At 68.3% G+C, this 23,736-nt stretch carries 22 protein-coding genes and 1 pseudogene; 14 read left to right on the forward strand and 9 right to left on the reverse strand.

Translation table 11 applies throughout. The features are described from left to right. Positions 1 to 25: 25 nt before the first annotated feature. From OG568_RS43070 to zwf, 4 genes are read left to right on the forward strand one after another with little or no spacing between them, the layout of a single operon-like run. Positions 26 to 712, forward strand: a complete 687-nt coding sequence (locus OG568_RS43070) for a hypothetical protein (protein WP_329535461.1) — start codon at positions 26 to 28, stop codon at positions 710 to 712. Positions 713 to 751: 39 nt separating this feature from the next. Further along, entirely contained in the window at positions 752 to 1,783 is a 1,032-nt protein-coding gene (gene gnd, locus OG568_RS43075) for a phosphogluconate dehydrogenase (NAD(+)-dependent, decarboxylating) (RefSeq protein WP_443077820.1), read from the forward strand. Positions 1,784 to 1,788: 5 nt separating this feature from the next. Then, a complete protein-coding gene (pgl, locus tag OG568_RS43080) occupies positions 1,789 to 2,490 on the forward strand; it encodes a 6-phosphogluconolactonase (RefSeq protein ID WP_329535462.1) in 702 nt (233 codons plus the stop codon). Positions 2,491 to 2,532: 42 nt separating this feature from the next. After that, positions 2,533 to 3,942, forward strand: coding sequence for a glucose-6-phosphate dehydrogenase (gene zwf / locus OG568_RS43085; protein WP_329535463.1), 1,410 nt, complete (start codon positions 2,533 to 2,535; stop codon positions 3,940 to 3,942). A gap of 74 nt (positions 3,943 to 4,016) precedes the next feature. On the opposite strand, the gene OG568_RS43090 is transcribed toward zwf, so the two are convergent. From OG568_RS43090 to OG568_RS43110, 5 genes are all read right to left on the reverse strand, one after another. After that, the gene (locus OG568_RS43090) at positions 4,017 to 4,742 is read right to left on the reverse strand and encodes a hypothetical protein (RefSeq protein ID WP_329535464.1); all 726 of its coding nucleotides are present in this window, start codon (positions 4,740 to 4,742) and stop codon (positions 4,017 to 4,019) included. Between the two features lie 480 nt (positions 4,743 to 5,222). Then, positions 5,223 to 5,873, reverse strand: coding sequence for a helix-turn-helix transcriptional regulator (locus OG568_RS43095; RefSeq protein WP_329535465.1), 651 nt, complete (start codon positions 5,871 to 5,873; stop codon positions 5,223 to 5,225). 385 nt (positions 5,874 to 6,258) lie between these two features. Next, entirely contained in the window at positions 6,259 to 6,504 is a 246-nt protein-coding gene (locus tag OG568_RS43100; RefSeq protein ID WP_329535466.1) for a YciI family protein, read from the reverse strand. 132 nt (positions 6,505 to 6,636) lie between these two features. Beyond that, the gene (locus tag OG568_RS43105; RefSeq protein WP_329535467.1) at positions 6,637 to 7,338 is read right to left on the reverse strand and encodes a flavodoxin family protein; all 702 of its coding nucleotides are present in this window, start codon (positions 7,336 to 7,338) and stop codon (positions 6,637 to 6,639) included. 146 nt (positions 7,339 to 7,484) lie between these two features. Next, positions 7,485 to 8,117, reverse strand: coding sequence for an isochorismatase family cysteine hydrolase (locus tag OG568_RS43110; protein ID WP_329535468.1), 633 nt, complete (start codon positions 8,115 to 8,117; stop codon positions 7,485 to 7,487). 160 nt (positions 8,118 to 8,277) lie between these two features. On the opposite strand from OG568_RS43110, the gene OG568_RS43115 reads away from it, so the two are divergent. From OG568_RS43115 to OG568_RS43125, 3 genes are all read left to right on the forward strand, one after another. Continuing rightward, the gene (locus tag OG568_RS43115; protein ID WP_329535469.1) at positions 8,278 to 8,883 is read left to right on the forward strand and encodes a TetR/AcrR family transcriptional regulator; all 606 of its coding nucleotides are present in this window, start codon (positions 8,278 to 8,280) and stop codon (positions 8,881 to 8,883) included. Between the two features lie 1,125 nt (positions 8,884 to 10,008). Continuing rightward, a complete protein-coding gene (locus OG568_RS43120) occupies positions 10,009 to 10,146 on the forward strand; it encodes a hypothetical protein (RefSeq protein WP_329535470.1) in 138 nt (45 codons plus the stop codon). A 355-nt stretch (positions 10,147 to 10,501) separates the two neighbouring features. Next, a complete protein-coding gene (locus tag OG568_RS43125) occupies positions 10,502 to 11,473 on the forward strand; it encodes a pyridoxal-phosphate dependent enzyme (protein ID WP_329535471.1) in 972 nt (323 codons plus the stop codon). Here OG568_RS43125 and OG568_RS43130 read toward each other — a convergent pair. The 3 genes and pseudogenes from OG568_RS43130 to OG568_RS43135 all read right to left on the reverse strand — a co-directional run bounded on the left by OG568_RS43130 (position 11,421) and on the right by OG568_RS43135 (position 13,126). Next, on the reverse strand, positions 11,421 to 11,861 hold the full coding sequence (locus OG568_RS43130) for an NAD(P)-dependent oxidoreductase (RefSeq protein ID WP_329536604.1): 441 nt from the start codon (positions 11,859 to 11,861) through the stop codon (positions 11,421 to 11,423). The genes OG568_RS43125 and OG568_RS43130 overlap by 53 nt on opposite strands. A 70-nt stretch (positions 11,862 to 11,931) precedes the next feature. After that, positions 11,932 to 12,048 (reverse strand): annotated as a pseudogene (locus OG568_RS61575) (D-2-hydroxyacid dehydrogenase family protein); the annotation flags it as partial. A gap of 220 nt (positions 12,049 to 12,268) precedes the next feature. Continuing rightward, entirely contained in the window at positions 12,269 to 13,126 is an 858-nt protein-coding gene (locus OG568_RS43135; RefSeq protein WP_329535472.1) for an alpha/beta fold hydrolase, read from the reverse strand. Positions 13,127 to 14,173: 1,047 nt separating this feature from the next. Between OG568_RS43135 and OG568_RS43140 the strand changes: the two genes are divergently transcribed. After that, entirely contained in the window at positions 14,174 to 14,851 is a 678-nt protein-coding gene (locus OG568_RS43140) for an alpha/beta fold hydrolase (protein ID WP_329535473.1), read from the forward strand. A 298-nt stretch (positions 14,852 to 15,149) separates the two neighbouring features. On the opposite strand, the gene OG568_RS43145 is transcribed toward OG568_RS43140, so the two are convergent. Then, on the reverse strand, positions 15,150 to 16,757 hold the full coding sequence (locus tag OG568_RS43145) for a long-chain fatty acid--CoA ligase (RefSeq protein WP_329535474.1): 1,608 nt from the start codon (positions 16,755 to 16,757) through the stop codon (positions 15,150 to 15,152). Between the two features lie 241 nt (positions 16,758 to 16,998). Between OG568_RS43145 and OG568_RS43150 the strand changes: the two genes are divergently transcribed. From OG568_RS43150 to OG568_RS43175, 6 genes are all read left to right on the forward strand, one after another. Next, positions 16,999 to 17,757 (forward strand): ABC transporter ATP-binding protein, encoded by a 759-nt coding sequence (locus OG568_RS43150; protein WP_329535475.1) that lies wholly within the window; start codon positions 16,999 to 17,001, stop codon positions 17,755 to 17,757. Beyond that, complete coding sequence (locus OG568_RS43155) at positions 17,750 to 18,442, forward strand: ABC transporter ATP-binding protein (protein WP_329535476.1); 693 nt, start codon at positions 17,750 to 17,752, stop codon at positions 18,440 to 18,442. Before OG568_RS43150 ends, OG568_RS43155 begins: the two co-directional genes overlap by 8 nt. Positions 18,443 to 18,490: 48 nt before the next feature. Then, on the forward strand, positions 18,491 to 19,738 hold the full coding sequence (locus OG568_RS43160) for an ABC transporter substrate-binding protein (RefSeq protein ID WP_329535477.1): 1,248 nt from the start codon (positions 18,491 to 18,493) through the stop codon (positions 19,736 to 19,738). A 60-nt stretch (positions 19,739 to 19,798) separates the two neighbouring features. Then, the gene (locus OG568_RS43165) at positions 19,799 to 20,665 is read left to right on the forward strand and encodes a branched-chain amino acid ABC transporter permease (protein WP_329535478.1); all 867 of its coding nucleotides are present in this window, start codon (positions 19,799 to 19,801) and stop codon (positions 20,663 to 20,665) included. Further along, positions 20,662 to 21,693, forward strand: coding sequence for a branched-chain amino acid ABC transporter permease (locus OG568_RS43170; RefSeq protein ID WP_329535479.1), 1,032 nt, complete (start codon positions 20,662 to 20,664; stop codon positions 21,691 to 21,693). Before OG568_RS43165 ends, OG568_RS43170 begins: the two co-directional genes overlap by 4 nt. 72 nt (positions 21,694 to 21,765) lie before the next feature. Continuing rightward, a complete protein-coding gene (locus tag OG568_RS43175) occupies positions 21,766 to 23,724 on the forward strand; it encodes a helix-turn-helix domain-containing protein (RefSeq protein WP_329535480.1) in 1,959 nt (652 codons plus the stop codon). The last annotated feature ends 12 nt before the right edge of the window (positions 23,725 to 23,736 follow it).

Genomic DNA, 23,736 nt, shown 5'->3' on the forward strand with positions numbered 1-23,736 from the left:
GGGCAGCACTTCAGGGAGGCTCGCATTGAGCAACAACGACCTGGAAACACTTTCCGTCAACACGATCCGCACTCTTTGTATGGACGCCGTCCAGGCGGCCGACTCCGGCCGTCCGGGGACACCGATGGGAATCCTCACCGGGGTGCAGGCTGTCGACCCCGACTACGAGGTCCTCGGCCGACCCGTCGTGACTCTCGACGACCTCAGGACGTTCCGCCGGCTCGGCTCACGCTGCCCCGGGCACCCGGAGTACCGGTGGACCAGCGGCGTGGAGACCACGACCGGCCCGCTCAGCCAGGGCGTTGCGACCTCGGTCGGGATGGCGATCGCTGGACAGTGGCTCGCCGCCCGTACAACCGCGACGACTTCACCGTCTTCGACTTCGACGTGTACGCGATGGCCGCGTTCACCGAGGATGTGGCGGCACGCCGTGGCCCGCGCGCTGCACCCTTTCACGTCCGAGAACGAGCGCCCGACGCTCATCGTGGTGCACAGCCACATCGGCTACGGGTCGCCGGTCGAGGACACCCCGAAGGCGCACGGCGAGCCGTTCGGCGTGGAGGGCGTCAGAACCACCCATCCCGAGCTCGCCGACGAGCTGGGGCGCATCCAGCGGCGCTGTGTGTGGGGGGAAAGCCGGGGACCAATGGGCAGCACCGCTTCAGCGCGACCGGGCCTGCGCTCGGCCACGACTCGTCGACGAACGCGCTGATCCGGCACTACCGCACGCTCAAGGACTAGGAGGCGCCACATGGCGACGGACAAGCCCATGCAGCTCGGGATGATCGGGCTCGGCCGGATGGGGGCGAACCTGGTGCGTCGGCTGATGCGAGACGGTCACCATTGCGTCGTGTCCGACGTCAACGCGGCCGCCGTCGCCGAACTGGCCGGCGACGGCGCGACGGGCGCGGACTCACTCCGGGACTTCGTTGCGAAACTGGACAAGCCACGGGCCGTCTGGCTCATGCTTCCGGCTGCGGTCGTCGACTCCATCCTCGACCAGCTCGAGCCGTTGCTGGAGCCCGGCGACATCCTGATCGACGGCGGTAATTCCTACTACCGCGACGACATCACGCGCGCCAAGCGTCTTGCCGGCAAGTCGCTGCACTATGTCGACTGCGGGACCAGTGGTGGGGTCTGGGGGCTGGAGCGCGGCTACTGCCTGATGATCGGCGGCGAGGACGAGGTCGTGGCTCATCTCGACCCGATCTTCAAGACGATCGCTCCCGGCGAGGGCAGCGCCGAGCCGACGCCGAGCCGGACCCGGACCGACGGCACCGCCCCGCTCGGGTACCTGCACTGCGGGCCGAACGGCGCCGGGCACTTCGTGAAGATGGTCCACAACGGGGTCGAGTACGGGATGATGGCCGCGATCGCCGAGGGTCTCAGCATCATCAAGCACGCGGACGCCGGCAAAAGCCGGCAAGAGGTCGACGCGGAGACGACGCCGCTGCGCGATCCCTGGGCCTACCAGTACGACATCGACGTCGGCGAGGTGGCCGAGGTCTGGCGGCGCGGCTCGGTCGTCGGCTCGTGGCTGGTCGACCTGATCGCCGACGCCTTCGCCGGCTCGCCCTCCCTCGACGGCTTCGCCGGGCGGGTCTCCGACTCCGGGGAAGGCCGTTGGACCGTCCTCGCCGCGGTGGACGAAGGCGTCCCGATACCGGTCATCACCACCTCGCTCTACGAGCGCTTCGAGTCCAGGGAGGCCGGGGAGTTCACCGACAAGATCCTCTCGGCGATGCGCTCGGAGTTCGGCGGGCACGCCGAAAAGAAGGACTGAGGACTGTGCATCACGAACTCGAGGTCGTCGCCGATCCGGATGCGGTCGCCGGCACCGCGGCGGCGTTCGTGGCGCGGCAGGCCAGGGCCTGCGTACAAGCACACGGCCGATTCACGTTCGCCGTCAGCGGGGGGCACACGCCATGGGCGATGTTCGCGCGCCTCGCACATGAGGACGTCCCTTGGGAGCGCCTGGCGGTGCTCCAGGTCGACGAGCGGGTCGCGCCCGACGGTGACCCGGACCGTAACCTCACCCACCTGCGGGAGAGCCTCGGTGCGGCCCCGGCCGAGGTCATCGCGATGCCCGTGAACGACGCCGACCTTGACGCCGCGGCCGCCGCTTACGGGCGGTCGCTGCCCGAGCGTTTCGACCTCGTTCACCTGGGCCTCGGCCCGGACGGGCACACCGCCTCGCTGGTGCCACGGGACCCGGTGCTCGAAGTCTTGGACCGGCCAGTGGCCCTGACGGCGCCCTACATGGGCCACCGGCGCATGACGCTCACCTATCCTGCGCTCGCTCGCGCTCAGCAGGTGCTCTGGCTCATCACCGGAGCGGACAAGCGCGAACCGCTCTCGAGGCTCCTTGCGGGAGACCGGTCGATTCCCGCCGGCCGGGTCGAGGCGGCGGCGTCGCTCGTCCTCGCGGACGCGGCGGCGGCCGGCCGGGGTCCTGCTCGCGTCGGCGCCCGGTCGCCAGCAGGACCATGATGCCCGGCCCCATTGCCGTGCCGGCTCCGTAAGGAGGATGAGGTGGCTTCGAACTCGTCGAACGTTCCCGCAGACGTGCTGGTCATTTTCGGGATCAGTGGAGACCTCGCGCGGAAAATGACGTTCCGCTCGCTCTATCGGCTTGAGCGGCGCAAGCTGCTGACCTGCCCCATCGTCGGAGTGGCGCGCGACGGCTGGACCGACGACGCGCTGCGTGACCACGCCCGCGTGGCGATCGAGGCAGCGGGCGAGCCGCTGGACGACAGCGTCTTTGCCCGGTTCGCCGCCCGACTCAGCTATGTGCAGGGCGATTACGCCGACCCGGAGACGTACCATCGCCTCGGCCGGGCGGTCAACGGCAAGCGGCACCCGGTCTTCTATCTGGAGATCCCGCCGTCGCTGTTCGCCCGGGTGGTCGAGGGCCTGGCAGGTGTCGGGCTGACCAAGGGCGCCCGGGTTGTCGTGGAGAAGCCGTTCGGGCATGACCTCGCGTCGGCGCGCGCCCTCAACACCACGCTGCGTCAGCTCCTCGATGAGGATCAGCTGCTGAGGATCGATCACTTCCTCGGCAAGGAGCCGGCGATGGACATCCAGTTTCTGCGGTTCGCCAACTCCGTGTTCGAGCCGGTGTGGAACCGCGACCACGTCTCCTGCGTGCAGATCACCATGGCCGAGGACTTCGGGGTCGAGGACCGCGGCCACTTCTACGACCCGGTCGGCGCGCTCCGTGACGTCGTGCAGAATCATCTGCTGCAGCTGCTCGCCCTGATGGCGTCCGAGCCGCCATCAGCCGCCGATGCGGACGCGCTCAGGGACCGCCGGGTTGACGTGTTCCGGGCGATCCCCGACGCCGACCCGGCCCACTACGTCCGCGGACAGTACGAGGGGTACCTGCAGGTTCCCGGTGTGCGGCGGCGTTCGCGCACCGAGACCTTCGTCGGGTTGCGGCTGGAGGTCGAGAACTGGCGCTGGTCCGGGGTGCCGTTCTTCATCCGCGCCGGAAAGTCGCTCCCCGAGCGAGTGACCGAGATCCGGATCGTGTTCAAGCGTCCGCCGCGGCTTGCGTTCGCGGAGCGGTTTGCGCCCGAGCCCGACCAGTGGATCCTGCGGATCGATCCGAGCCCTGGCGTGAACTTCCGCATCCAGGCCAAGCAGCCGGGCAAGCAGGACACGCAGCTGGTCGACCTTGACCTCCTCTTCGAGGCCGAGCTGGGTGAGGCACCCGAACCGTACGAGCGCCTGCTCAGTGACGCAATGCAAGGCAACGCCAGCCTGTTCACCCGGGAGGACTCCGTGGAGGAGACGTGGCGGATCGTCCAGCCACTGCTGGAGGCGCCCGGCGACCCCGAGCCCTACCGGCAGGGGACCTGGGGACCGGCGGGAGCGAGCAAGCTCGTCGCCGGATACCCGCGTTGGCACGAACCATGGCTGCCGGTGAGGTCCCCCGACTGACACACACGAGCTTCCGAACCGCGCTCGTCTGTACCGCAGTGTGCCAGCCTTCTGCGTTCCTTCATCTGCGTGGATCAGACGGCCACTACGTTGTTGATGTCGATGCCGATGGACCAGTTTTCGCCGGCGGAGTTGTCGGCGTTGCGGCGGTGGACTCGCCGCCGTGTCGGGATCTGAATTCCCTCGAACGTCCTGTAGCCACCGACGTAATGCGCGACAGCGACGCCGACGTTCACGTCGACGTCGTAGTCGAGTCGGCGCAGTAGGCCGTCTTCGCCGAAGTAGAACGTCTGCTTGGCGGTGTGTGTGGCGATGGACGAAGGGAACTCCACATGAAGCGTGTGCCACACCTCTCCGTTCTCCGTCCAGGACTCTCCCTCGCGTGTAGCGACTCCGGGATGGTCGAAGAGGAAGGGGGTGGTCAGGTAGTTCCACATGGCGTAGCCGATGAAGTAGCCGACCTGAAGCGGCTTCCAGGGCGAAGTGAGGTCGTATCCCTTGTAGGTCGACCTGATGCCGGAGTGTGTCTCCAGCACACTGTCATCCGCTGTGGCTCGCAGTTCGACCACGTCGTCCTCCGCGCGGAACATCAAGTCATGCTCTGGCTGGGCCCAGGGGCTGAATCGGATCAGCTCGCGTCGAGTGTCGATCGTCACGGTCTCCCTGAATGGCTTGTCCGAGAATCCTCGCACGGCCCAAAAGGAGCCGTGGAGCGTCGCATCGACCTGCAGGCCGCCAATCTGCGACCAGCGTTCACGGCCGCCATGAGCTGAAATGACGTGTTCGAGCAGGTTGTTCATCACTGTCTCCGATGTGTTGCTGATCTGTTGATGTGCGGTGTACAGGGGAAGGCCTCGCACGGTCGTGGCGGCGAGGAGGCACCCGTGCCTCGGGGTCGACCAGCCTCTGTGGCCACGCGGGTTGAACCCGGCCGGAAGCCGACAGGTGTTCAGGCGCCGACGGACGACAGGAACTCGTCGACTGCCAGGCTCTCGTGCCAGAAGGTGGGGAAAGCCACGTCGACGGCAGCGCGATGCGCCTCCTCAGCGAAGTCACCGACGGCGTCGTTGTGAACCTCTCAGTGGTCGGGCAAGGTCCGGAATAATCTGCGGTGCCGCGGTCGAGGCCCCAGCTTCGTGGAGCACAGAAGCCTTCGCTACGCAATCGGGATGCAGGTCTCACTTTGGATGGTTTCTTCGTGTGCTGCTTGTCGCGCAGCGAAAAGTTCTGTGGCAGCAGCGCACTAGGCTTCGGGGGCTATACATCTCGCAATATTGCCCCTACAGGAATCCTGCGCGAATCATGTACGCCACTGCGTGCGTTCTGTTGCTCACTCCGAGCGTGTTGACGATGGCGTGGACAATGCTCTTGATCGTCCTTTCGGAATAGCTGAGCCGACTGGCGATCTGCGCCGTGTCCAGTCCGTCCGAGAGCAGGCTGAGAACGGTCATGTCCCGTGAACTCAACCCAGCACCGACACGGGATCCGTGGCGATCCAGCCGTCTCATGTGCCGGATCAGTGGTCCCAGTATGTGGGGCGGGACATCCGAGTGCCCGATGCTCGCGGCGACAGCGGCGTCGACGATCTCCGAGAAGGTCGCGGTCGGGCGGAGCACCACGCTCACGACTCCGAGACCGATGGCTCGGATCAGACTCGGCTCGGTGATCGAGTCGGTGACCAGGACGGCACGCGCGTTCTGGTGGCGTGCCGATATCTGCTCCACATGCTTCAGCACCTGGTCCGAGACGTTGTCGGTAATGGCCAGGAGGACGTCCGCGACCTGCTCGTCGCCGCGCGGTAGTACCCGGATGCGCGGAAACGCGGCGAGGGCCGCAGTTGCGCCCTCGTAGGTGAGCTGGTCCTCGGAGACGACGGCGACGGAGAGCGGGGGAGTGGCTCCGGTGGCGACGCCACCGGCCCCGGCCTCCACCGGCTCGGATGGTCCTTCCTCAGTTTGATCAGGACGTACGCACTGCCCGGCGGACACCCGATGACTCCTAGCCGCGGGATCGTATGCGTTCAACCCCACGCCGCCTCCCTTCTGATCGGTCATCAGCCCGGAACCTCAACCGGGCAGTGACGGCAACGGCCTGGCGTGCCGGTGCCGCACCACACTGCGCTCTCCGGTGTGCGCACATGGAGACACACATCAACATGCCCACCCGAGTGATCTCAGTGTTGACGGCGGACTGAGTATGGCGGTCCATGTGCGGGGCGCACTGTCCCAAGCTGCCCCCTGCCGAACGAAATCGTCGAAGTCAAGGCCGTTCGTGCTGCGGATCCGCAGTTTTCGGGCACTCTTGGCCCGCCTCGTGTCAGAGGCGGTCGACCTCGATGAACTCGAAGGTCAGGAGGCCATTGGCCACATACGGCAGTTGGTCGAGCCGTTCACGGGCACTGTCCAGACTGTCGGCTTCCACGATCAGGAAGGCTCCGGGCTTGTCGGTGCGCCGGAAGGAGCAGAGCACGACGCCGTCCGCCTTCAGCCTCCGCAGCACACGGGCCTCTTCTTCCGCGTGCGGGACGAGTTGCTCGCGTTCGGCAGTGACTGTGCCAGTCACGTGCAGGTACATGGTTGTGTCCTCGTTCGTGGGTTTGTCGAGTGATGCTCGGGTGTAGGCGGTTGGTGCGGCGGTAGCGGACCGGTGCCGCACCAACCGTGTTCGCGTGTCGAGGGGGGCGGTCCGACGCGGTCAGGCTGCGCTTGACGCCTGTTCGATACGCGCCTTCGCATCAGCCGCGCTGCGGGCGGAGATCTCCCGGAAGCCCTCCAGCGTGTGGCGCTGGACCTCGTATTCGCGGCCGTGGATCCACCGGGCGGTCAGCTCGGCCAGGCGCGCGCCGTAGCGCTCGGCCGTGACCAGGTCGCCATGCGCGCTGACGGCACCGGGCTCCTCGTCCACGTTGGTCTGGCCCATGACGCCGAGCCAGGACCCGAGCCGGTTCACGTCGTGCACCGAGCCGCCCGTCCAGTTGTTGCCCGCGGCGTCACCGACTGGGACCCACTGCATGTTCATCTGCGCGGCGAACACCGCGAGTTGCTGCAGGGAGAACAGCTTGTCGCCGTTCTGCGAGGCGGAGTGGGTGAAGCCGCCGGCGAGCTTGTCCTTCCACTCCTGTTCGAGGAAGGGGTAGAAACCGGCCTCGAGGAAGGCCTTGAACACGGCTGAGACGCTGCCCATGTACGTGGGTGCGCCGAAGACGATCGCGTCGGACTCCTTCAGCAACTCGATTGTCGCCGCGTCGGACCAGCGTCCTTCGTGTACCTGGTGTCCCGTGATCTCCGCCAGTCGCACGTCGGTGTCCGGCACGCTCTTCGCTCCGCGAGCGATGCTCTCGGCGAGTGCGCGGGTGTGTCCGTACGGGGAGTGGTAGACAACGGTGACAGTAGCCATGGGGGAACCTCTCTGTGCTTTCGATCGCGTTGCGCGATCTGTAGGGCGGGGACAGCGGTGCGGTGAGCGGTGGTTGGCTCCGCGCGGTGCCCGCGTCGGGTCGTCGGGCCTGTGTCCCGCCTGGTGACTTGCTGCTTGCGGGATCGTCAGGCGGTCGGAGACGGGTCGACGGCGGCCAGGAACCCGTCGATCGTCGTGACCTCGTGGCCGTAGGTGGGGTAGGAGATCTCCAGGGCGGCCCGATGGGCTTCCTCGGTGAACTCCGCCACGGCGTCCGTGAGGAAGGTGACGTGGTATCCGGCTTCCAGTGCGTGCCGGCCGGTTCCCTCGACACAGGTCTGGGAGGTCAGTCCGGCCAGAACCACGTGCTCTATGCCGCGGGCGGTGAGCTGCTCGTCCAGATCGGTGCCGGCGAAGGAGTCGAACATGTGGTGGCGGCTGACGACGACGTCGCCTTCCTGCGGGCGCAGCGGCGGGTAGAAGTCGGCACCGTAGGTGCCCTCCCAGAAGACCTGGTTGTCGACCGCGAACTGGAAGCGCGGGAGCACGTGCTTGACGTCGTCGAAGACGCCCTCGTGGAGACCGTGGGGCGCGTAGAAGACGGTGACGCCTGCTTCGCGTGCGGCTGCCGCAAGGCGGATCAGCTGCGCGCGCAGGTCGGTCTTGTCGAGCATGGGGCCTATCTGTCCGCTGAGCTTCCCGTCCTCGGCCAGGAAGTCGTTGAGAGGGTCGATCAGGACCAGGGCGGTGCGTGCGTGTGGGTACGCGTGGGTGCTCATGGGTTCTTTCTCTCGGGTTGCGCCGCCGGCGGAGAGTTCGCTGCCTGGCGGCGTCCGGGGTGACCACCCCAACGGTTTACATGATGTCCATCATGAATAACTCAATCATGATGAGCATCATGTAAATTGTCAAGCAAGGATCCCGGCACAGGAGGTGGACATGCGTGCTTCTCGTGAGCAGGTGGCTGCAAACCGTGAGGCCATCGTCGTCAGCGCAGGTCAGCAGTTCAGAAAGCGCGGCTTCGATGATGTGACCATCGCCGATGTGATGAAGGCCGCAGGGCTGACCCACGGTGGCTTCTACGGCTACTTCGACTCCAAGGAGGCGCTGGCGGCAGCGGTGTGCGAGCGTGGGGTCGCAGACAGTGTCGCGGCCGTAGATGCCGTGGCAGCGCAGGGCAAGGAAGGCCGCGGTCCCGATACCGAGTCCTTGCTGCAGCAGTTCGTGGAGGACTACGTGTCGGCCCGGCACCGGGACGGTCCCGAGGACGGATGCAGCGTCGCGGCACTGGCGTACGACGCCGGGCGGAGTTCCGCGGAGATCCAGCGCATTCTTGCTTCGGGTATCAAAGGCATGGCTGAGTCGCTCAGCCATCTGCGCGAGCTGGACGCACCGGGCCGGGGGCCGGGGGCCGAGCCCGACTTCGCCACTCTGTGCACCATGATCGGCGCGCTGGCTCTCTCACGGGCCGTGGCCGAGGCCGATCCCCGGCTGTCCGACACGATCATCGAGGCGGCCCGGGCACACATCGAGACCTCGGTCTGAGGGGATCGCGGCGACTGGGCCAGCCCACCTGGGTGGGCCGTACCAGTCCATGGCGGCGTCCTCGTGCCGCTTGAGCCGGCCGGGCGGTCAAGCCGTCGAAGCCTGCCGGGCGGGGACCACGGCCGAGCTCCCGAGACTCCCGGAAAGCTGCTGATGTCCGGCGGCGACACGCGCCGCCCGCACCGGCAGCTCGTGCCGTGCTGGACGGCGTCCACGACAAGCCGCAGGCCCGGCGACACCGGTGACGAGAGTCGCCAACTCCTGTGAGCGAGGCGGACATAGTGTGGCTTCCGCCAAGAGTTTGTTCGTCAAGGCACGCACTACATCTCCCGGTCCGCGCAGGAGGCCTGACTGCATCAACGCCCACCGTGTCAGCCGGGCAGCGGCGATGCCGGGTCGGCACGTGCGGGCACGGTCCGACCGTCAGGAGTTCGAGAAGGTCTCCACGAGGCCGGCGAAGCGTCCGGATACCGGGACAACGAGCCGTGGCCTACGTCGGGCTGGATCAGCAGGCGTTCATCGCCGCCGCCAGGACCGGTGCCGGCCGGCGCCGCTGGGGGGCCGTAGAAGTGCCGACTCCTCCACGATCACGCCCTCGCGGAGAATCCGAGGGCGTCGACGCGTTGCAGGCCGACCGTGTCGAGGAAGGCGATGGCCTCCGTACGCCGTCGCCTTCACGTTCCGAGGGGCGGTCGCGGTGGACAGGCCGGGGCCGGAGTCGTCCAGAGCAGCGACCTTCCGGTCCAACTGCATGTATCTCAGCGCCCGATGCGCTGCGCGAAACGTCCGCAGTTCCTGCTGGTCAGAGCAGGAAGCTGCGGACGCATCAGGGATATGCATACGTCAGCGACGCGAAGCCGCCTCTGCCGCGCTGCGCGCCGAGATCTCGCGGTAGTCCTGCAGTGTGTGCCGCTGCACCTCGTACGCGGTCCCGTGCACCCAACGAGCCGTCAGCGGCCTACGCATCGTCAGAACCGCTGCCAGCGCCGAGGCGGTGGGCACGCTTGCCGCTGCAGGACTCGGCATCGGGCCGGCCGTCGCGTCCGAGGTGTCCGGCCAGCCGCTGCCCGGACTGGCAGCGGTCCCACTGGTGGGGCGTCCACCACCGCTGACCGAGTCCTTCTATTGCCCAAGAACGCCGCGCATCCCGCGCAGCTGCTCCTCGCGCGCCTGCTGATCGAGTCCGAGGCCGCCGCTCGCCAGGAGGTGAAGGCTTCTCGAGACACGCCCGGCGAGACGCGCTCTCTCAGCGGCGCCGCGTGACCACTCTGCTTCGAGCAGCCGCGCGCCTGCACATTGGGGCCGGTTTCCTGCACCAACGTGCTCTCGCAAGGTCGACGCCCGGCGGTCACCTGCTAATTTCCTGCAGTCCGGAGCGTGCGCCTCCCCCGCGTACGCTCCGGGCCCTTTCCCTTCACATCAAGGTCGGCACCCTCGCCCGCCCACGGCACGACAAGCCGTTTGTTGGCGGCGACACCCCCAAGACGTCTCGCGCGGCGGGCCCGACCCCGCCCGACGTCCACACCCCCTCTCATCATGTTCCCGAAGAGACAGCACCCGGGCAGTGGTGGACTTCCGTCGGGGACGCCCGGGCCCGTACAACTCATGGAGCACACGGATGACCACCAGGAACGCGCCCGCGGTGACGCTCAAAGACATTCGCCGGGCGGCCGCCCGGATCAAAGGGGTGGCGCACCGAACACCTGTGATGCGCTCACGGACGCTGGACGAAGCCGTCGGCGCTGAAGTGCACGTCAAGTGCGAGAACTTCCAGCGCATCGGCGCCTTCAAGTTCCGGGGGGCCTACAACGCCGCCTCCCAGCTCTCGCAGGAGCAGCTGAGGAGGGGCATCGCCGCCTACTCGTCCGGCAACCACGCCCAGGCCGTCGCGCTGGCCGCCCGGGAGCTGGGCAGCACGGCCGTGATCCTGATGCCTGAGGACACGCCGCGGTCGAAGATGGAAGCGACCGCGGGCTATGGCGCGGAGATCGTGACGTACGACCGGTACACCGGCGATCGCGTGGCCTTGGGCGAGGCCCTGGCCGCCGAGCGGGGACTGGCGCTCATCCCTCCTTACGAACACCCGGAGGTCATCGCCGGTCAGGGCACGGCAGCGCTGGAACTCATCGAGGAGGCGGGCGAACTCGGTGGGCTCGTGGTACCCGTTGGCGGAGGCGGGCTGATCGCGGGCAGTGCCACGGCCGCCAAGGGCATGCACGGTGACACGCGGGTGATCGGCGTCGAGCCGGAGCAGGGGGACGACACCAGGCGGTCCCTGGAAGCCGGCAGCAGGGTCGGCATCACGGTACCGCGCACGATTGCCGACGGTCAGGCGGCGGAGATACCCGGGGAGCTCACCTTCTCCGTCAACCAGCGGCTCGTCGACGAGATCTCGCTGGTGAGCGACGACGACATCCGTGCCGCCATGCGTTTCGCGTTCGAGCGCCTGAAGATCGTGGTCGAGCCGAGCGGCGCCAGCGGGCTGGCTGCCCTGCTCGCGGGCCGCATCACCCGGCCGCCGCGACGCGTCGGACTGATCATCTCCGGTGGGAACGTCGACGCCAAGCGGTTCGCGGAGCTCTGCGGCTGACGTCGATCGACAGTCGCCGCGAGCGACAGTCCGCCCATGTCGGCGTATGCGCGCGGGAGGTTGGCCATGAGCCGCTCCGGCTCGCGCGGGGCGCCGCAACCAGTGCGGATGCGTCGACCAGTGGGCCGTGGGAGGTGTTGATCAGCAGCGCCGTGGGCTTCATCCAGCCCAGCTCGTCGACTCCGATGATGCCTTTGCTGCGTTCGCTGAGTCTGCAGTGGACGGTGATGATGTCGGACGACGAGAACAACTCGTGTTTGTCCAGCGCCTCGACGCCGTGATCGGCGGTATGGGCGGGGTCCAGATTGTTGCTCCAGGCCACCACACGCGTGCCGAAGGCCACGCCCACCGCGGCGATACGCAGGCCCAGGGTTCCCAGTCCGACGATGCCGAGCGTCCGTCCCGCACACGGTGATCCCCAACCCGCGGGCGGCCTGTGTGTCGATCGACGCGTTGACCGGCCCTGTAGTCACCAGCAGCCGAAGTGCGGGCAACGCCTCGAGTCGTTCGGCAGTGGACGGTGTCCTCTCTCGCATCGCCACCACCACGTCGAAACCCTTGAGGGCCTTCGTCACGGCATTCGTGTCGCCGAGATGTTCGTGGAAGAAAACGACGCGACAGGATTCGTGTCGCCGGGCGCCTCACCTGACAATTCAGATCTCGTATGTCCGTACGGGAGGAAATCCGTACACCAAAGGGAAACTAAGCGTCTGGTCTGCGGGGTCCGGCGACACTCAGGACGTCTCCAGCGCCGCGGAACAGTCGGCCATCGAGGCCGGCCGACTCATCCGTCGGTCAGCTGAAAGGGACTTCGGCATCGAGGAACCGTGCCGTGTAGGAACAGAAGAGTTCCGGGTACTGGAACAGGGATCCGTGCCCGGAGTCGGGGAAAATGATTAGCTGTGAACTCGGAATGTACTGGGAGAGAATCCATGAATTGATGGTAGGCACCATGATGTCGTTATCTCCATTGACGATCAAGGTGGGCTGCCTGATCCCGCGAAGCTCCTCGAATCGCTCGCCGCGGGCGGTGTTCCAGTCGGTACGCAGCGCGTTCTGTCCTCTGACGCTGTCGGGGCCCGATTCCGGGTCGACATCCTGCGTGCGGGCATGCCTGCGCTTCCAGAATTCCCTGCCGGCGGCCCGGCTCGTCTCGGAGGGACCGAAGAACAGGTAGAGGTAGTCGTCCTCGGTCAGGACCTCGTGGTTGGCCACTTCCGGAACCCGTTCCCCCAGCCCTTCCATCTCGCCCGCGCGCGGCTTGGTGCCGACCAGGATCAAGCGCCGCACCATGTCGGGGCGGGCGAGCACCAACGCCTGGCTGACGTAGCCGCCCACGGAGAAGCCGAGCAGGTCGATCTCGGCCAGACCCATGGCCGTCAGGAAGCTCACGACGTTCTTGGCGAATCCCTCGGCGCTCTCCGGAGTCTCGCCGCCGGACGCCCCGATGCCGGCGTTGTCGAACAGAATGACGGGACGGTTCGCTGCCAGTCCGTTCGTGACCAGCGGGTCCCAGTGATCCATTCCGGCTCGGAAGTGCGGCAGCATCAACAGTGGGACCCCGGCCTCGGCTCCGAATCGCCGATACGCGTAGCGGACGCCTTCCGCCTCGATGTACTGGGTAGGCGCAGTCGCGTGCGCATGCGTGGTCATGGTGCTCCTCGATCTGTGGGATGTATCGAATATTCCGGATTGCCGATGGATTGATGATCCTGCGGGCGGCGTCACCGCACATCGCATCCGGAGCTTCCGGTGATGCGGGCTGGCGGTCCTGCGCCTGGCTTTTCGGTATCCCTTGGAAGGCTACGACCGCTGGTCCATGTCCGCGTGCACCAAAGTGCTGCGAACACAGCCCATTGGTGCCGGTTTGCTGCTCGATATGGCCATCCCGGGTTCCAGTCGGCAAGATCGCTGTCGAAAGTGGCACCGGTCGGCAGCGGGTCTCACCGCGGCGCACCCGCATTCCACCCCGCACGAGCATCGATGCCGCCAAAACAGCACACACGGAAGGCCTCCTCGCGATGTACACACTCAGCCATCGGACCGGCTTCTGGGGCTCGGCAGCGGAGGTGCCGCGGTCACCGTCTTCGGACTAGCGGCACTGGCGGTTTTCCCGGCCGAGCGGTCGACTCCGGTCACCGAACGTTCAGGAATCCCTCATGGCCACGGCTCGCATCGCCCACACCCTCCGGAACAGTCCGCCGCGGGACGGCAGCGCCTTCGTCGCCACGGGTTCCACTGACGACGGGGAATGTCTCGCGTCGTCGGCCTGCTGGTCGCAGGAGGTGAACCAAGACCAGCCCCTGAGGTCATTGCTGCAGCCCGTTCCGGCCGCTCCTCCCTGGCGCCGTCCGGCGAGCTCGGCTCAGGCGGCACCCCGTCCGCCCGACCCCGGAGCTACCGGGATCCTCGAAGCCGCCCAAGGCACCGCGCAGGACCACCGCGCCCGCAAGATACCGGCCGGGCCAACCATCACGAGCTCCGCCTCACCGGAGTCAGGCACTCTGGCCGGCGGCGGCTCCGGAGACCACCTCGGCGCCTCGCAGGCTTGAGCACAACCACACATCCGCAGGTCAACCCGCAGAATCCAAATCGGCTGGCAGGCAGGACATTCGGCAGCAATCGTTCGGCACGCGTCAACTGTGCCCGGACATGAACTGCCGCTTGCGTCCTGTTCCGTCACCAGGAGAGGCAGTTTCGATGAGTACAATTCTCCTCGTTCACGGAGCTATCGCGGACGGGTCATCCTGGGGCAGGGTCATTCCGCTCCTGCACGCAGCCGGCCATGAAGCCGTCGCCGTACAACAGCCCCTGTCGTCGATTCCCGACGACGTCGCCAAGGTCCGCAGCGTGCTCGACGAGCTGGCGGGCCCCGTGGTCATCGTCGGCCACTCCTTCGGCGGCGTGGTCATCACGCAGGCCGCACACGACGCTCCGAACGTGAGCGCCATGGTCTACGTCGCAGCCTTCGCCCCCGACGAGGGCGAGAGCGTGCAGAACCTCGGCGAGCCGTTCGGCCAGTCGGAGTCCGCGTCCCACTTCAAGATCGACAAGCAGGGGCGCTTCACGCTGCCGCAGGACCGCTTCCCGACGTACTTCTGCCCGGACGTCGAACCGGAGCAGGCCAAGGTCATGGCCGCCGTCCAAGGTGCGAGCGACGCCGCCCGCTTCGGCTTCGTCTCCGGACCGCCGGCATGGCGTGAGCACCCGACACACTTCGTGGTGTCCGAGAACGACCAGATCATCCCCCCGGCCCTCGAGCACTTCTGCGCCCAGCGCATGGGAGCCAAGACCACCATCGCCGAAGGCGCCAGCCACGCGGTGATGGTCTCTCAGCCCCAAGTGGTCGCCCAGGCCATCCTCGAAGCGGCGCGCTGACGGCCGAATGACAGTTCGTCAGTAGAGAGGGACTCGTCTTCCCCTGCTGAGTCGCCTGACGCGTGAGCGGCGGGCCGTCTGCGCTGAAGCGGCAGCCGGCCCGCCGTGGCGAGGTGGTCGTGCTCACAGGTCCGCCCGGCGCCGACAGCCCGCCGATCGAGCGGTGGCGCTCGCCGACACTCCCGCCGTCGACAGGAGCACGGCGGACAACAAGGTGACGGTGCGTGTCAGGTGCATGGTTCGCCCTCCGGGCGGTGAACGGGAGCGGTCAATGGGAGCGGTCAAGGCGAGCGGTGAATCAGGAGTCGAAGCGGGCACGCAACGCCTTCTTGTCGAACTTGCCGACTCCGGTGCGCGGGATGGCCTCCACGACCTCGATACGGTCCGGGAGTTGCCAGCGCGCGAAGCCTCCGGCCTCGAGGTGCTCCCGTACGCGAGCGAGGGTCACGGTGGAGCCCGGGCGCGGGGCGACGCAGATCAGCGGACGCTCCTGCCACTTGTCGTCGGGCACGGCGATGACTGCGGCCTCGGCGACCTCCGGCAGCGCCATGACGGCCGACTCCATGTCCACCGAGGAGATCCACTCGCCGCCGGACTTGATGAGATCCTTCGCACGGTCGGCGATGACGACATAGCCGTCCGGTGAGCCGATGGCGATGTCCCCCGTACGGAACCAGCCGTCGTCCGTGAACTGGGCGGCGCCCTCACCGCCGAGGTAGGAATCGGCGATCCATGGCCCGCGGACGAGCAGATCGCCCATCGACGTTCCGTCCCACGCGACGGAGTTGCCCGCCTCGTCACGGATGTCCATCTGTACGCCGGGTAGCGGAAGACCGGCCCGGGTGCGCACCGCGTCGGAGATCCGGTCCTCGTCCCAGTCGCGCATCCGCTCCTTCGGCCACGCCACACTGGCCAGCGGCGAGGTCTCGGTCATGCCCCACACCTGCACGAGAGGGATGCCGAAGTCGCGCCGGTAGCGTTCGATCAGGGCGCGCGGCGGACGGGCGCCGCCGCACAGCAGATGCCGTAGCGACGGCAATCCACCGCGGGCGGTGATCTCGTCGGCGACCGCCATCCAGATGGTGGGCACGCCAGCGGCGACCGTGACCCGCTCGGCGGCCATCAGCTCGACCAGGGCCACGGGATCCAGCGAGCCACTGAGGAACACCTGCTTGGCGCCGTACGGAGTGGCGGTGTAGGGGACACCCCAGGCATTGGCGTGGAACATGGGTACGACCGGCAGTACGCAGTCACCGGGGCCGATGGCCATGGCGGACTGCGAGGACGCGGCGATGGCGTGCAGCACGGTCGAACGGTGCGTGTAGAGCACGCCCTTGGGGCGGCCGGTGGTGCCGGAGGTGTAGCACAGGCCGAGCGGCGACCGTTCGTCGATGTCGCGGGGGGCGTACCCCTCCGGCAGGCCGGCGATCAGCTGTTCGTACGCCACCACCCCGGGCAGCGCGGTGTCGGGCACCTCGTCGCCGAGCACGATGACATGCCGCACGCCGGCGAGGCCGCCGCGCGCGTGCACCTTCTCCAGAAGTGGCAGCAGATCGGGATCGGCCAGGATGGCGCGGTCGTCCGCGTGGCCGATGACGTACGCCAGGTCCTCGGGGGAGAGCCGCAGGTTCAGGGTGTGCAGGACGCGCCCGGTGCAGGGCACGGCCCAGTAGGCCTCCAGGTGCCGGTATCCGTTCCAGGCGAGGGTGGCCACCCGGTCGTCCGGCGCCAGGCCGAGAGCGTCCAGGGCATGCATCAACTGCTGGGCGCGGCGGGCGAATTCGGCGTACGTGTAACGGTGCACACGGCCGTCGGGAAGTCGCGTGACCACCTCGGTGTCGGGAAAGTAGCGCGGGGCGTGTCCGAACAGCAGCCACGTGTTGAGCGGGGTCTCCATCATCGCCATGGCGCACATCGTCACCGCGGTGCGGGGCCCGGGCGACGGAGGAAGACTCCAGAACGTCGCCCACCTCGGTGGAGCAAGTACCCACACCGGCGACGGGTGGAGCGGCGCGGGGAGGGAGAAGACCCACACCCGTGTGGGGGTGCCTTGTGGAGATTCTCTCCGTAGCCGCCGCTCATGGCCGAACTTAACGTCTGCCCCACATCGGCAACCGCCGGTGCATCCCCTGCGCATCCGAGGCGTCATGACACAACCGCGCGCCATCCTGGTCACGCAAGGCCTGTCCAAGGAGTTCCAGGGATTCCGCGCCGTCAGCGCGGTGGACCTGAGGGTCGCCGAGGGCACGGTCCACGCACTCGTGGGCCCCAACGGGGCAGGAAAGACAACCCTGTTCAACCTGCTGACCGGATTCCTCACGCCGTCCGGCGGGAGCGTCACCTTCGCCGGACACGACATCACCGGGCGGCCGCCGGAGCGCATCGCCGGCCTCGGTATCGCCCGCTCCTTCCAAGTCACCAGCCTCTTTCCGCAGATGACAGCCCGGGAACACGTCGAGCTCGCCCTCCAGTCGGGCACCGGACTGGGCCGCAGGTTCTGGCGCACGGACAAACTGATGCGCCGCTTCTCCCGCCGGGCTCTCGAACTCCTCGGCGACGTCGGACTCGAGCACCTCGCCGACCGGCCCGCCGGGAATCTTCCGTACGGGCAGAAGCGCGCGCTGGAACTGGCACTCGCCCTCGCCCTGGACCCGGCGCTGCTGCTGCTCGACGAGCCGACGGCCGGCATGGGCCTGGAGGACGTCGACCGCACCGTGGCCCTCATCGACAGGATCCGCGAGGGACGTACCGTGGTGATGGTCGAGCACAACATGAGCGTCGTCGGCTCGCTCGCCGACACCGTCACGGTCCTGCAGCGCGGCGAAGTGCTCGTGGAGGGCCCCTACGACCGGGTCAGGACCGATCCACGGGTCGTCGAGGCGTACCTGGGGGCCGACGTTGCTTGAGATCAAGGGCGTCAGCGCCCGGTACGGCGAGGCCACCGCCCTGGACGAGGTGTCCCTGCGGGTCGGCGAGGGCGAGGTCGTCACCCTCGTCGGCCGTAACGGCGCGGGAAAGACCACCCTGCTGCGCTGCGCCATGGGGCTGCACTGTGAGATGACCGGCCGGGTCGCGCTGGCGGGCAAGGACATCACCGCGGCACCGCCGCATCGCAGGGCCCGGCTCGGCCTCGGGTACGTGCCCGACGACCGCGGCATCTACGCGGGCCTGTCCGTCGAGGAGAACCTGACCCTGCCGCCGGCCTCGCCGGGCTCCGTGTGGCCACTGACCCGGATCTACGACGCCTTCCCGGTGCTCGCCGCGCGCCGCCGCTTCCCCGGCGGCAAGCTCTCCGGCGGTGAACAGCAGATGCTCGCCCTCGCCCGCGTCCTACGTGCCGGCGCGCGCGTACTGCTGTGCGACGAGCCGACCGAGGGCCTCGCCCCGGTCGTCGTGCAGCAGATCGGCGAGATCCTGCGCGGGGCCAAGGAGCACGGAGTGTCGGTGCTGCTCGTGGAGCAGAATCTGCGCTTCGCCGCGACCGTCGCCGACCGCCACTACCTCCTCGCACAGGGCCGGATCGTCGAGGCGCTCGACAACGGCGACGTACGGCGACGCGAGGGCGAACTCCTCGCCTATCTCGGACTGTGACACCTCGTCACCTCCGCTCATTCGGGACGTACGCATCAGGAGGAAGCAATGAAGCACAGGCTGTCGACGGTCGTGGCCTCGGCCGCGGTGGGGGCACTGCTCGCGGGCTGCGGGGGCGGCGGACCGAGCTCGGGCGGGGGGAAGGTCAGCGACGACAAGATCGTGCTCGGTGTGCTCACCGACCTGTCCGGCGTCTACGCGGACATCGCGGGACCGAACTCGGTGCGGGCCGTGCAGATGGCCGTCGACGACTTCAAGAAGAAGTACGGCGACAAGGCGGTCACCCAGAACATCGAGGTCATCAAGGCCGACCACCAGAACAAGCCGGAGATCGCCAACACCCAGGCCCGGGAGATGTACGACCGCAAGAAGGCCGACGCGCTCTTCGACGTGCCGACCTCGTCGGCGGCCCTCGCGGTGCAGACCGTCGCCGGCCAGGCCAAGAAGCTGTACTTCAACACCGGCGCCGCCACCACGGAACTCGCGGGCAAGACCTGCAATCCGTACACCTATGAATGGGCCTACGACACCTACATGCTGGCGCACGGCACCGGCGGCGCGGTCACCGAAGCGGGGGGCAGGAACTGGTACACGATCTACCCGGACTACGCCTTCGGGCAGGACATGCAGAAGAAGTTCGAGACGGCCATCGAGGGCGCGGGCGGCAAGGTCGTCGCCAAGGACCCCACGCCGTTCCCCAGCGACAACTACTCCACCTTCCTGCTCAAGGCGCCGGGCCTGAAGCCGAAGCCGCAGGTGCTCGGGGCACTGCAGGCGGGCGGTGATCTGGCCAACGTCGTCAAGCAGTACCAGCAGTTCAAACTGAAGGACAAGGGCATCGAGCTGGCCATCGGCCTGCTCTTCGACACCGATATCAAGGCCATCGGCGCGGACAAACTCGCCGGAACCATGTTCACCACGGCCTGGTTCTGGAACGTCGACGCCAAGGCCCAGGCCTGGGCCGACCGGTTCAAGGAGCGCACGGGACAGCGGCCCACCTTCGACCAGGCGGCCGACTACTCGGCGGCGACGCACTATCTGGAGGCCGCGCAGAAGGCGGGCAGCGACCGGGCGGCCGACGTATCGAAAGAGCTGGCCGGCACCAAGTTCAGCGACTTCTTCGCCCACAACGCCACCATCCGCGCCGAGGACCACAGGGTCGTCCACGACGCGTACCTGGCCAAGGTCAAGGACCCGGCCAAGGCGAGCGAGGCCGGTGACTACACCGAGCTGGTCAAGACCATCCCCGCCGCCGAGGCGTTCGACGAGCCCTCGCCCGACTGCCATCTCAGCTGACCACCGGGGTCCGGCGGCCCGCACGACGGGCAGGCCGCCGGCCGAAGACGGGACCCACTCATGACCTCGTTTCTCCAACAGGCCTTCAACGGGCTGGTCAGCGGCAGCTTCTACGCCCTGCTCGCCCTCGGCCTCGCCGTCATCTTCGGCATGCTGCGCGTGGTGAACTTCGCCCACGGCGCGCTCTACATGCTCGGCGCGTTCGGCGCGGTCGCCCTCGCCGACAGCGCGGGGCTCGGCTTCTGGTGGGCGCTGCTGCTCGTGCCCCTCGCACTCGCCGTCGCCGGCACCCTCCTCGAACGGTTGCTGATCCGCCGCCTGACGGCCCTCGACCCGCTCTACAACTTCCTGCTCACCTTCGGCATCGCGCTGGTCTGCCAGGACCTGCTGCGCATGAAGTACGGCGCGCAGTCCCAGCCCTACGAGCACGGTCCCTTCCCCGGCTCCATGGACCTGGGCCTGTTCGACTTCCCGCGCTACCAGGTGTTCGTACTCGCCGTCTCGGTCGCCCTCTGCCTGGCCGTGTGGCTGCTGCTCACCCGCACCCGGATCGGGACCATCGTGCGCGCGGCCACCGAACGCCCGGAACTCACCTGGGCGTTCGGCATCGACACGGGACGCTGGGTCACGCCGGTCTTCGGCTTCGGCGTCGGGCTCGCGGCCCTGGCCGGCGTGCTCGCCGCACCCATGCGGGCGGTCAACTCCGGTATGGGTGGCGACCTGATCATCACGGTGTTCGCGGTCGTCGTCATCGGCGGCCTCGGCTCCGTCTTCGGCTCCGTGCTCGCCGGGTTCACCATCGGCATGCTCCAGGCTCTCGGCAACCTCTACGTCCCCGTCCTGTCCCAGACCTCGGTCTACCTGCTGATGGCCGTCGTGCTGCTGGTCCGGCCCGCCGGACTGTTCGGCAAGGAGGAACACGCATGATCCTCGGCCTCCTCGAGAAGCTGCACGGCCGCCCCGCCCTGATCCGGTGGGGCCTGCTCACCGCCGGGCTGCTCGTGGCCTTCGGCCTGCCCTGGGCCCTGTATCCGCCGGTCGCCACGGACATCCTCTGCTGGGGCCTGTTCGCCGTCGCCTTCGATCTGCTGCTCGGTCACGCCGGGCTGCTGTCCTTCGGACACGCGGCGTTCTGGGGCAGCTCGGCGTACGTCAGCGGGCTGATCGCCATCCACGGCGGACTGCCGTTCTACGTCGCCGTGCTGGGCGGGGCGGCGGCCGCCGCGCTGCTCGCCCTGCCCATCGCGTTCTTCGCGGTCCGGCGCAGCGGCATCTACTTCGCCATGGTCACCCTGGCCTTCGCGCAGATGGTGTACTTCATCGCCAACCAGTGGGGCGATGTCACGGGCGGCGAGAACGGTCTGCAGGGAATTCCCCGCGACCTGCCGGGCGTCGACCTGTCGGACCCGTTCGTCTTCTACTACGCGGCCCTGCCGGTGGTGCTGCTCGGCCTCGCCGCCGCCTGGCGGATCGTGCACTCCCCGTTCGGCCGGGTGATCGCCGCCGTGCGCGACAACTCCGCACGTGCCCGTGCCCTGGGCTATGCCGCCGACCGCTACAAGCTCGTCGTCTTCACCGTCTCCGCGTTCCTGTCCGGCCTCGCGGGCGGACTGTACGCGGTCAACCACGGGTTCGCCTCACTGCAGGAGGTGTACTGGACGACGTCGGGCAAGGTGGTCGTCATGACAGTCCTCGGCGGCATCGGCACCCTGTGGGGCGGCCTGCTGGGCGCCGGCGCCATCGTCCGCCTGGAGGACTGGCTGTCCACGTCCGGCTTCGAGGAGACCGGCCTGGTCACCGGCGGCGTCTTCATCGTCGTCGTCCTGCTCTTCCGCCGAGGAGTGTGGGGCACACTCACGCACCTGCTGCGCTCCCGTACGCACTCCCCGGCCCTCGACCCGGAACCACACCTGGAGCACGACCACGACGACTCGTCGCAACCGGTGTCGTCGTAGATCTGTGCAGACGGAGCCGGGGCGGCGAGCATCGCAGCCGGGAACGCGTACCGGAACACTCAGGAGGCATCCGTGGACTCGACGACCACACACAGTCGGGCCGATGTGGAGCCCGCGGCGCGCCTGCTGCGCCTGCTGCGCGAAGACGCCGCGCAGAGTGAGTACGACGCCCTCCTCGACCGATGCCCTTCCGAGGACCGGCCTCGGCTCGCCCGGCTCGTCGACGACGCCCTACAGGTGCGGGCGCGCCTGGAGGAGCGTCGCCGCCGGGAGGCCGAGCTCGCCGCGCTCTACGAAACAGCGGGGGACCTGTCCTCACTGCGTGATCTGGAGGCCGTGCTCCAGGCCATCGTCCGCCGGGCTCGGGGCCTGCTCGGCACCGACGTGGCCTACCTGATGCTCAACGACGCTCAACGCGGCGACACCTATATGCGGGTGACCGACGGGATTCGCACCGACGCGTTCAAGCAGGCACGGCTGGCCATGGGCGCGGGCCTCGGTGGTCTTGTGGCCAAGACGGCGGTTCCGTACAACACCTCCGACTACTTCGCCGACCCGCGCTTCGAGCACTGCATCGACGACGTCGTGGGCGGCGAGGGGCTGATCTCCATCGAGGGAGTGCCTCTCAAACTCGGCGAGAACGTCATCGGCGTCCTGTTCGCCGCCAACCGCCGGGTCCGCCCCTTCTCCGAGCACGAAGTGGCCCTGCTCGTCTCGCTCGCCAACCACGCCGCCATCGCCATCGAGAACGCGACCCTCTTCCAGGACGTACGCAGAGCAGTCGACGAACTCACCGAAGCCAACGGCGTCATCCGCGCCCACAGCGAATCCATCGAACGCGCCGCCGCCCTGCACGAGCGGCTCACCACCATCGTTCTCGACGGCGGCGGGATGGCCGACGTGGCGCAGACCCTCGCCGAAGTCCTCGGCGGGAGCATCCTCGTCCTGGACCCCCGCGGCCGCACCATGGCCGCCGCCGGTGACGACCCTCTCGTCGAACAGGCCCGCACCGAAGGAGCGCTCCCGGATCCGTGTCCCGCCGCCCGTGCGGTCCGCGACGCCCGGGTGCTGAGCACGGACGCCCGCCGCACCCGCCGTATCCCGGCAGGCGCCGACGGATCCGCCGCCTGCGCCACTCCCATCGTGGCCGGCAACGAACTCCTGGGCGTTCTGCTGCTCGTCCGCGACCACCTGGACGCCTCAGGGGTACGTTCCCTCGAGCGTGCCGCGCTCGTCACCGCGCTGATGCTGCTCAGCGAACGCACCGTCGCCGAGGCCGAGCACCGGCTGCGCGGCGAGATCCTCGAGGACCTGCTCGGCTCCCCGCACCGGGATCCGGAAGGCCTGCGACGCCGGGCCACCCTGGTGGGCCTCGACCTTCACCGCCCGCACACGGTGTTCGCCGCCCGCTGCCGTGACAGCGCCCATCGGCGACGCATCGCCGATGCCGCGGCTTCGTACGCCGCCCATGCCCGGGGTCTCGCGGGCGAATACCGGGGCGACACCGTCGTCCTCCTGCCGCAGGATCCGGACCCGGACGAGGCCGCCCGCGTCCTGGCCGACCACTTGTCGCGGGTCGTGGACAACCCGATCACGGTCGGCGCCGCGACGGCCGCGCCCGGCCTCGACGCCATCGTCGAGGCACACCACGACGCGGTCCGCTGCCTGGACGTCCTGCTCGCGCTCGACCGCGACGGAGAAGGGGCGTCCCCCGGCGAACTGGGCGTCTACGGGCTGCTGTTCCATCAGGCGGGCCGCGAGGAGCTGCACCGCTTCGTGCGCCGCACCATCGGCCCCGTCCTCGACTACGACACCCAGCGCGGCGGCGAGCTCACCCGCACCCTGCTCGCCTTCTTCGCCTGCGACACCGGCCTGGGCCGCACCGCCGCCGAGCTCTACATCCACGTCAACACGCTCTACCAGCGCATCGACCGCATCACCTCGCTGCTCGGTCCGCAGTGGCGCCACGGCGACCAGGTGCTGCAGGTGCATCTCGCCCTCAAGGTCCACATGGTCCTGTCCGCCGCGTGACCACCCTCCATC

The sequence above is a fragment of the Streptomyces sp. NBC_01450 genome (assembly GCF_036227505.1).
Classification (GTDB): Bacteria; Actinomycetota; Actinomycetes; order Streptomycetales; family Streptomycetaceae; genus Streptomyces.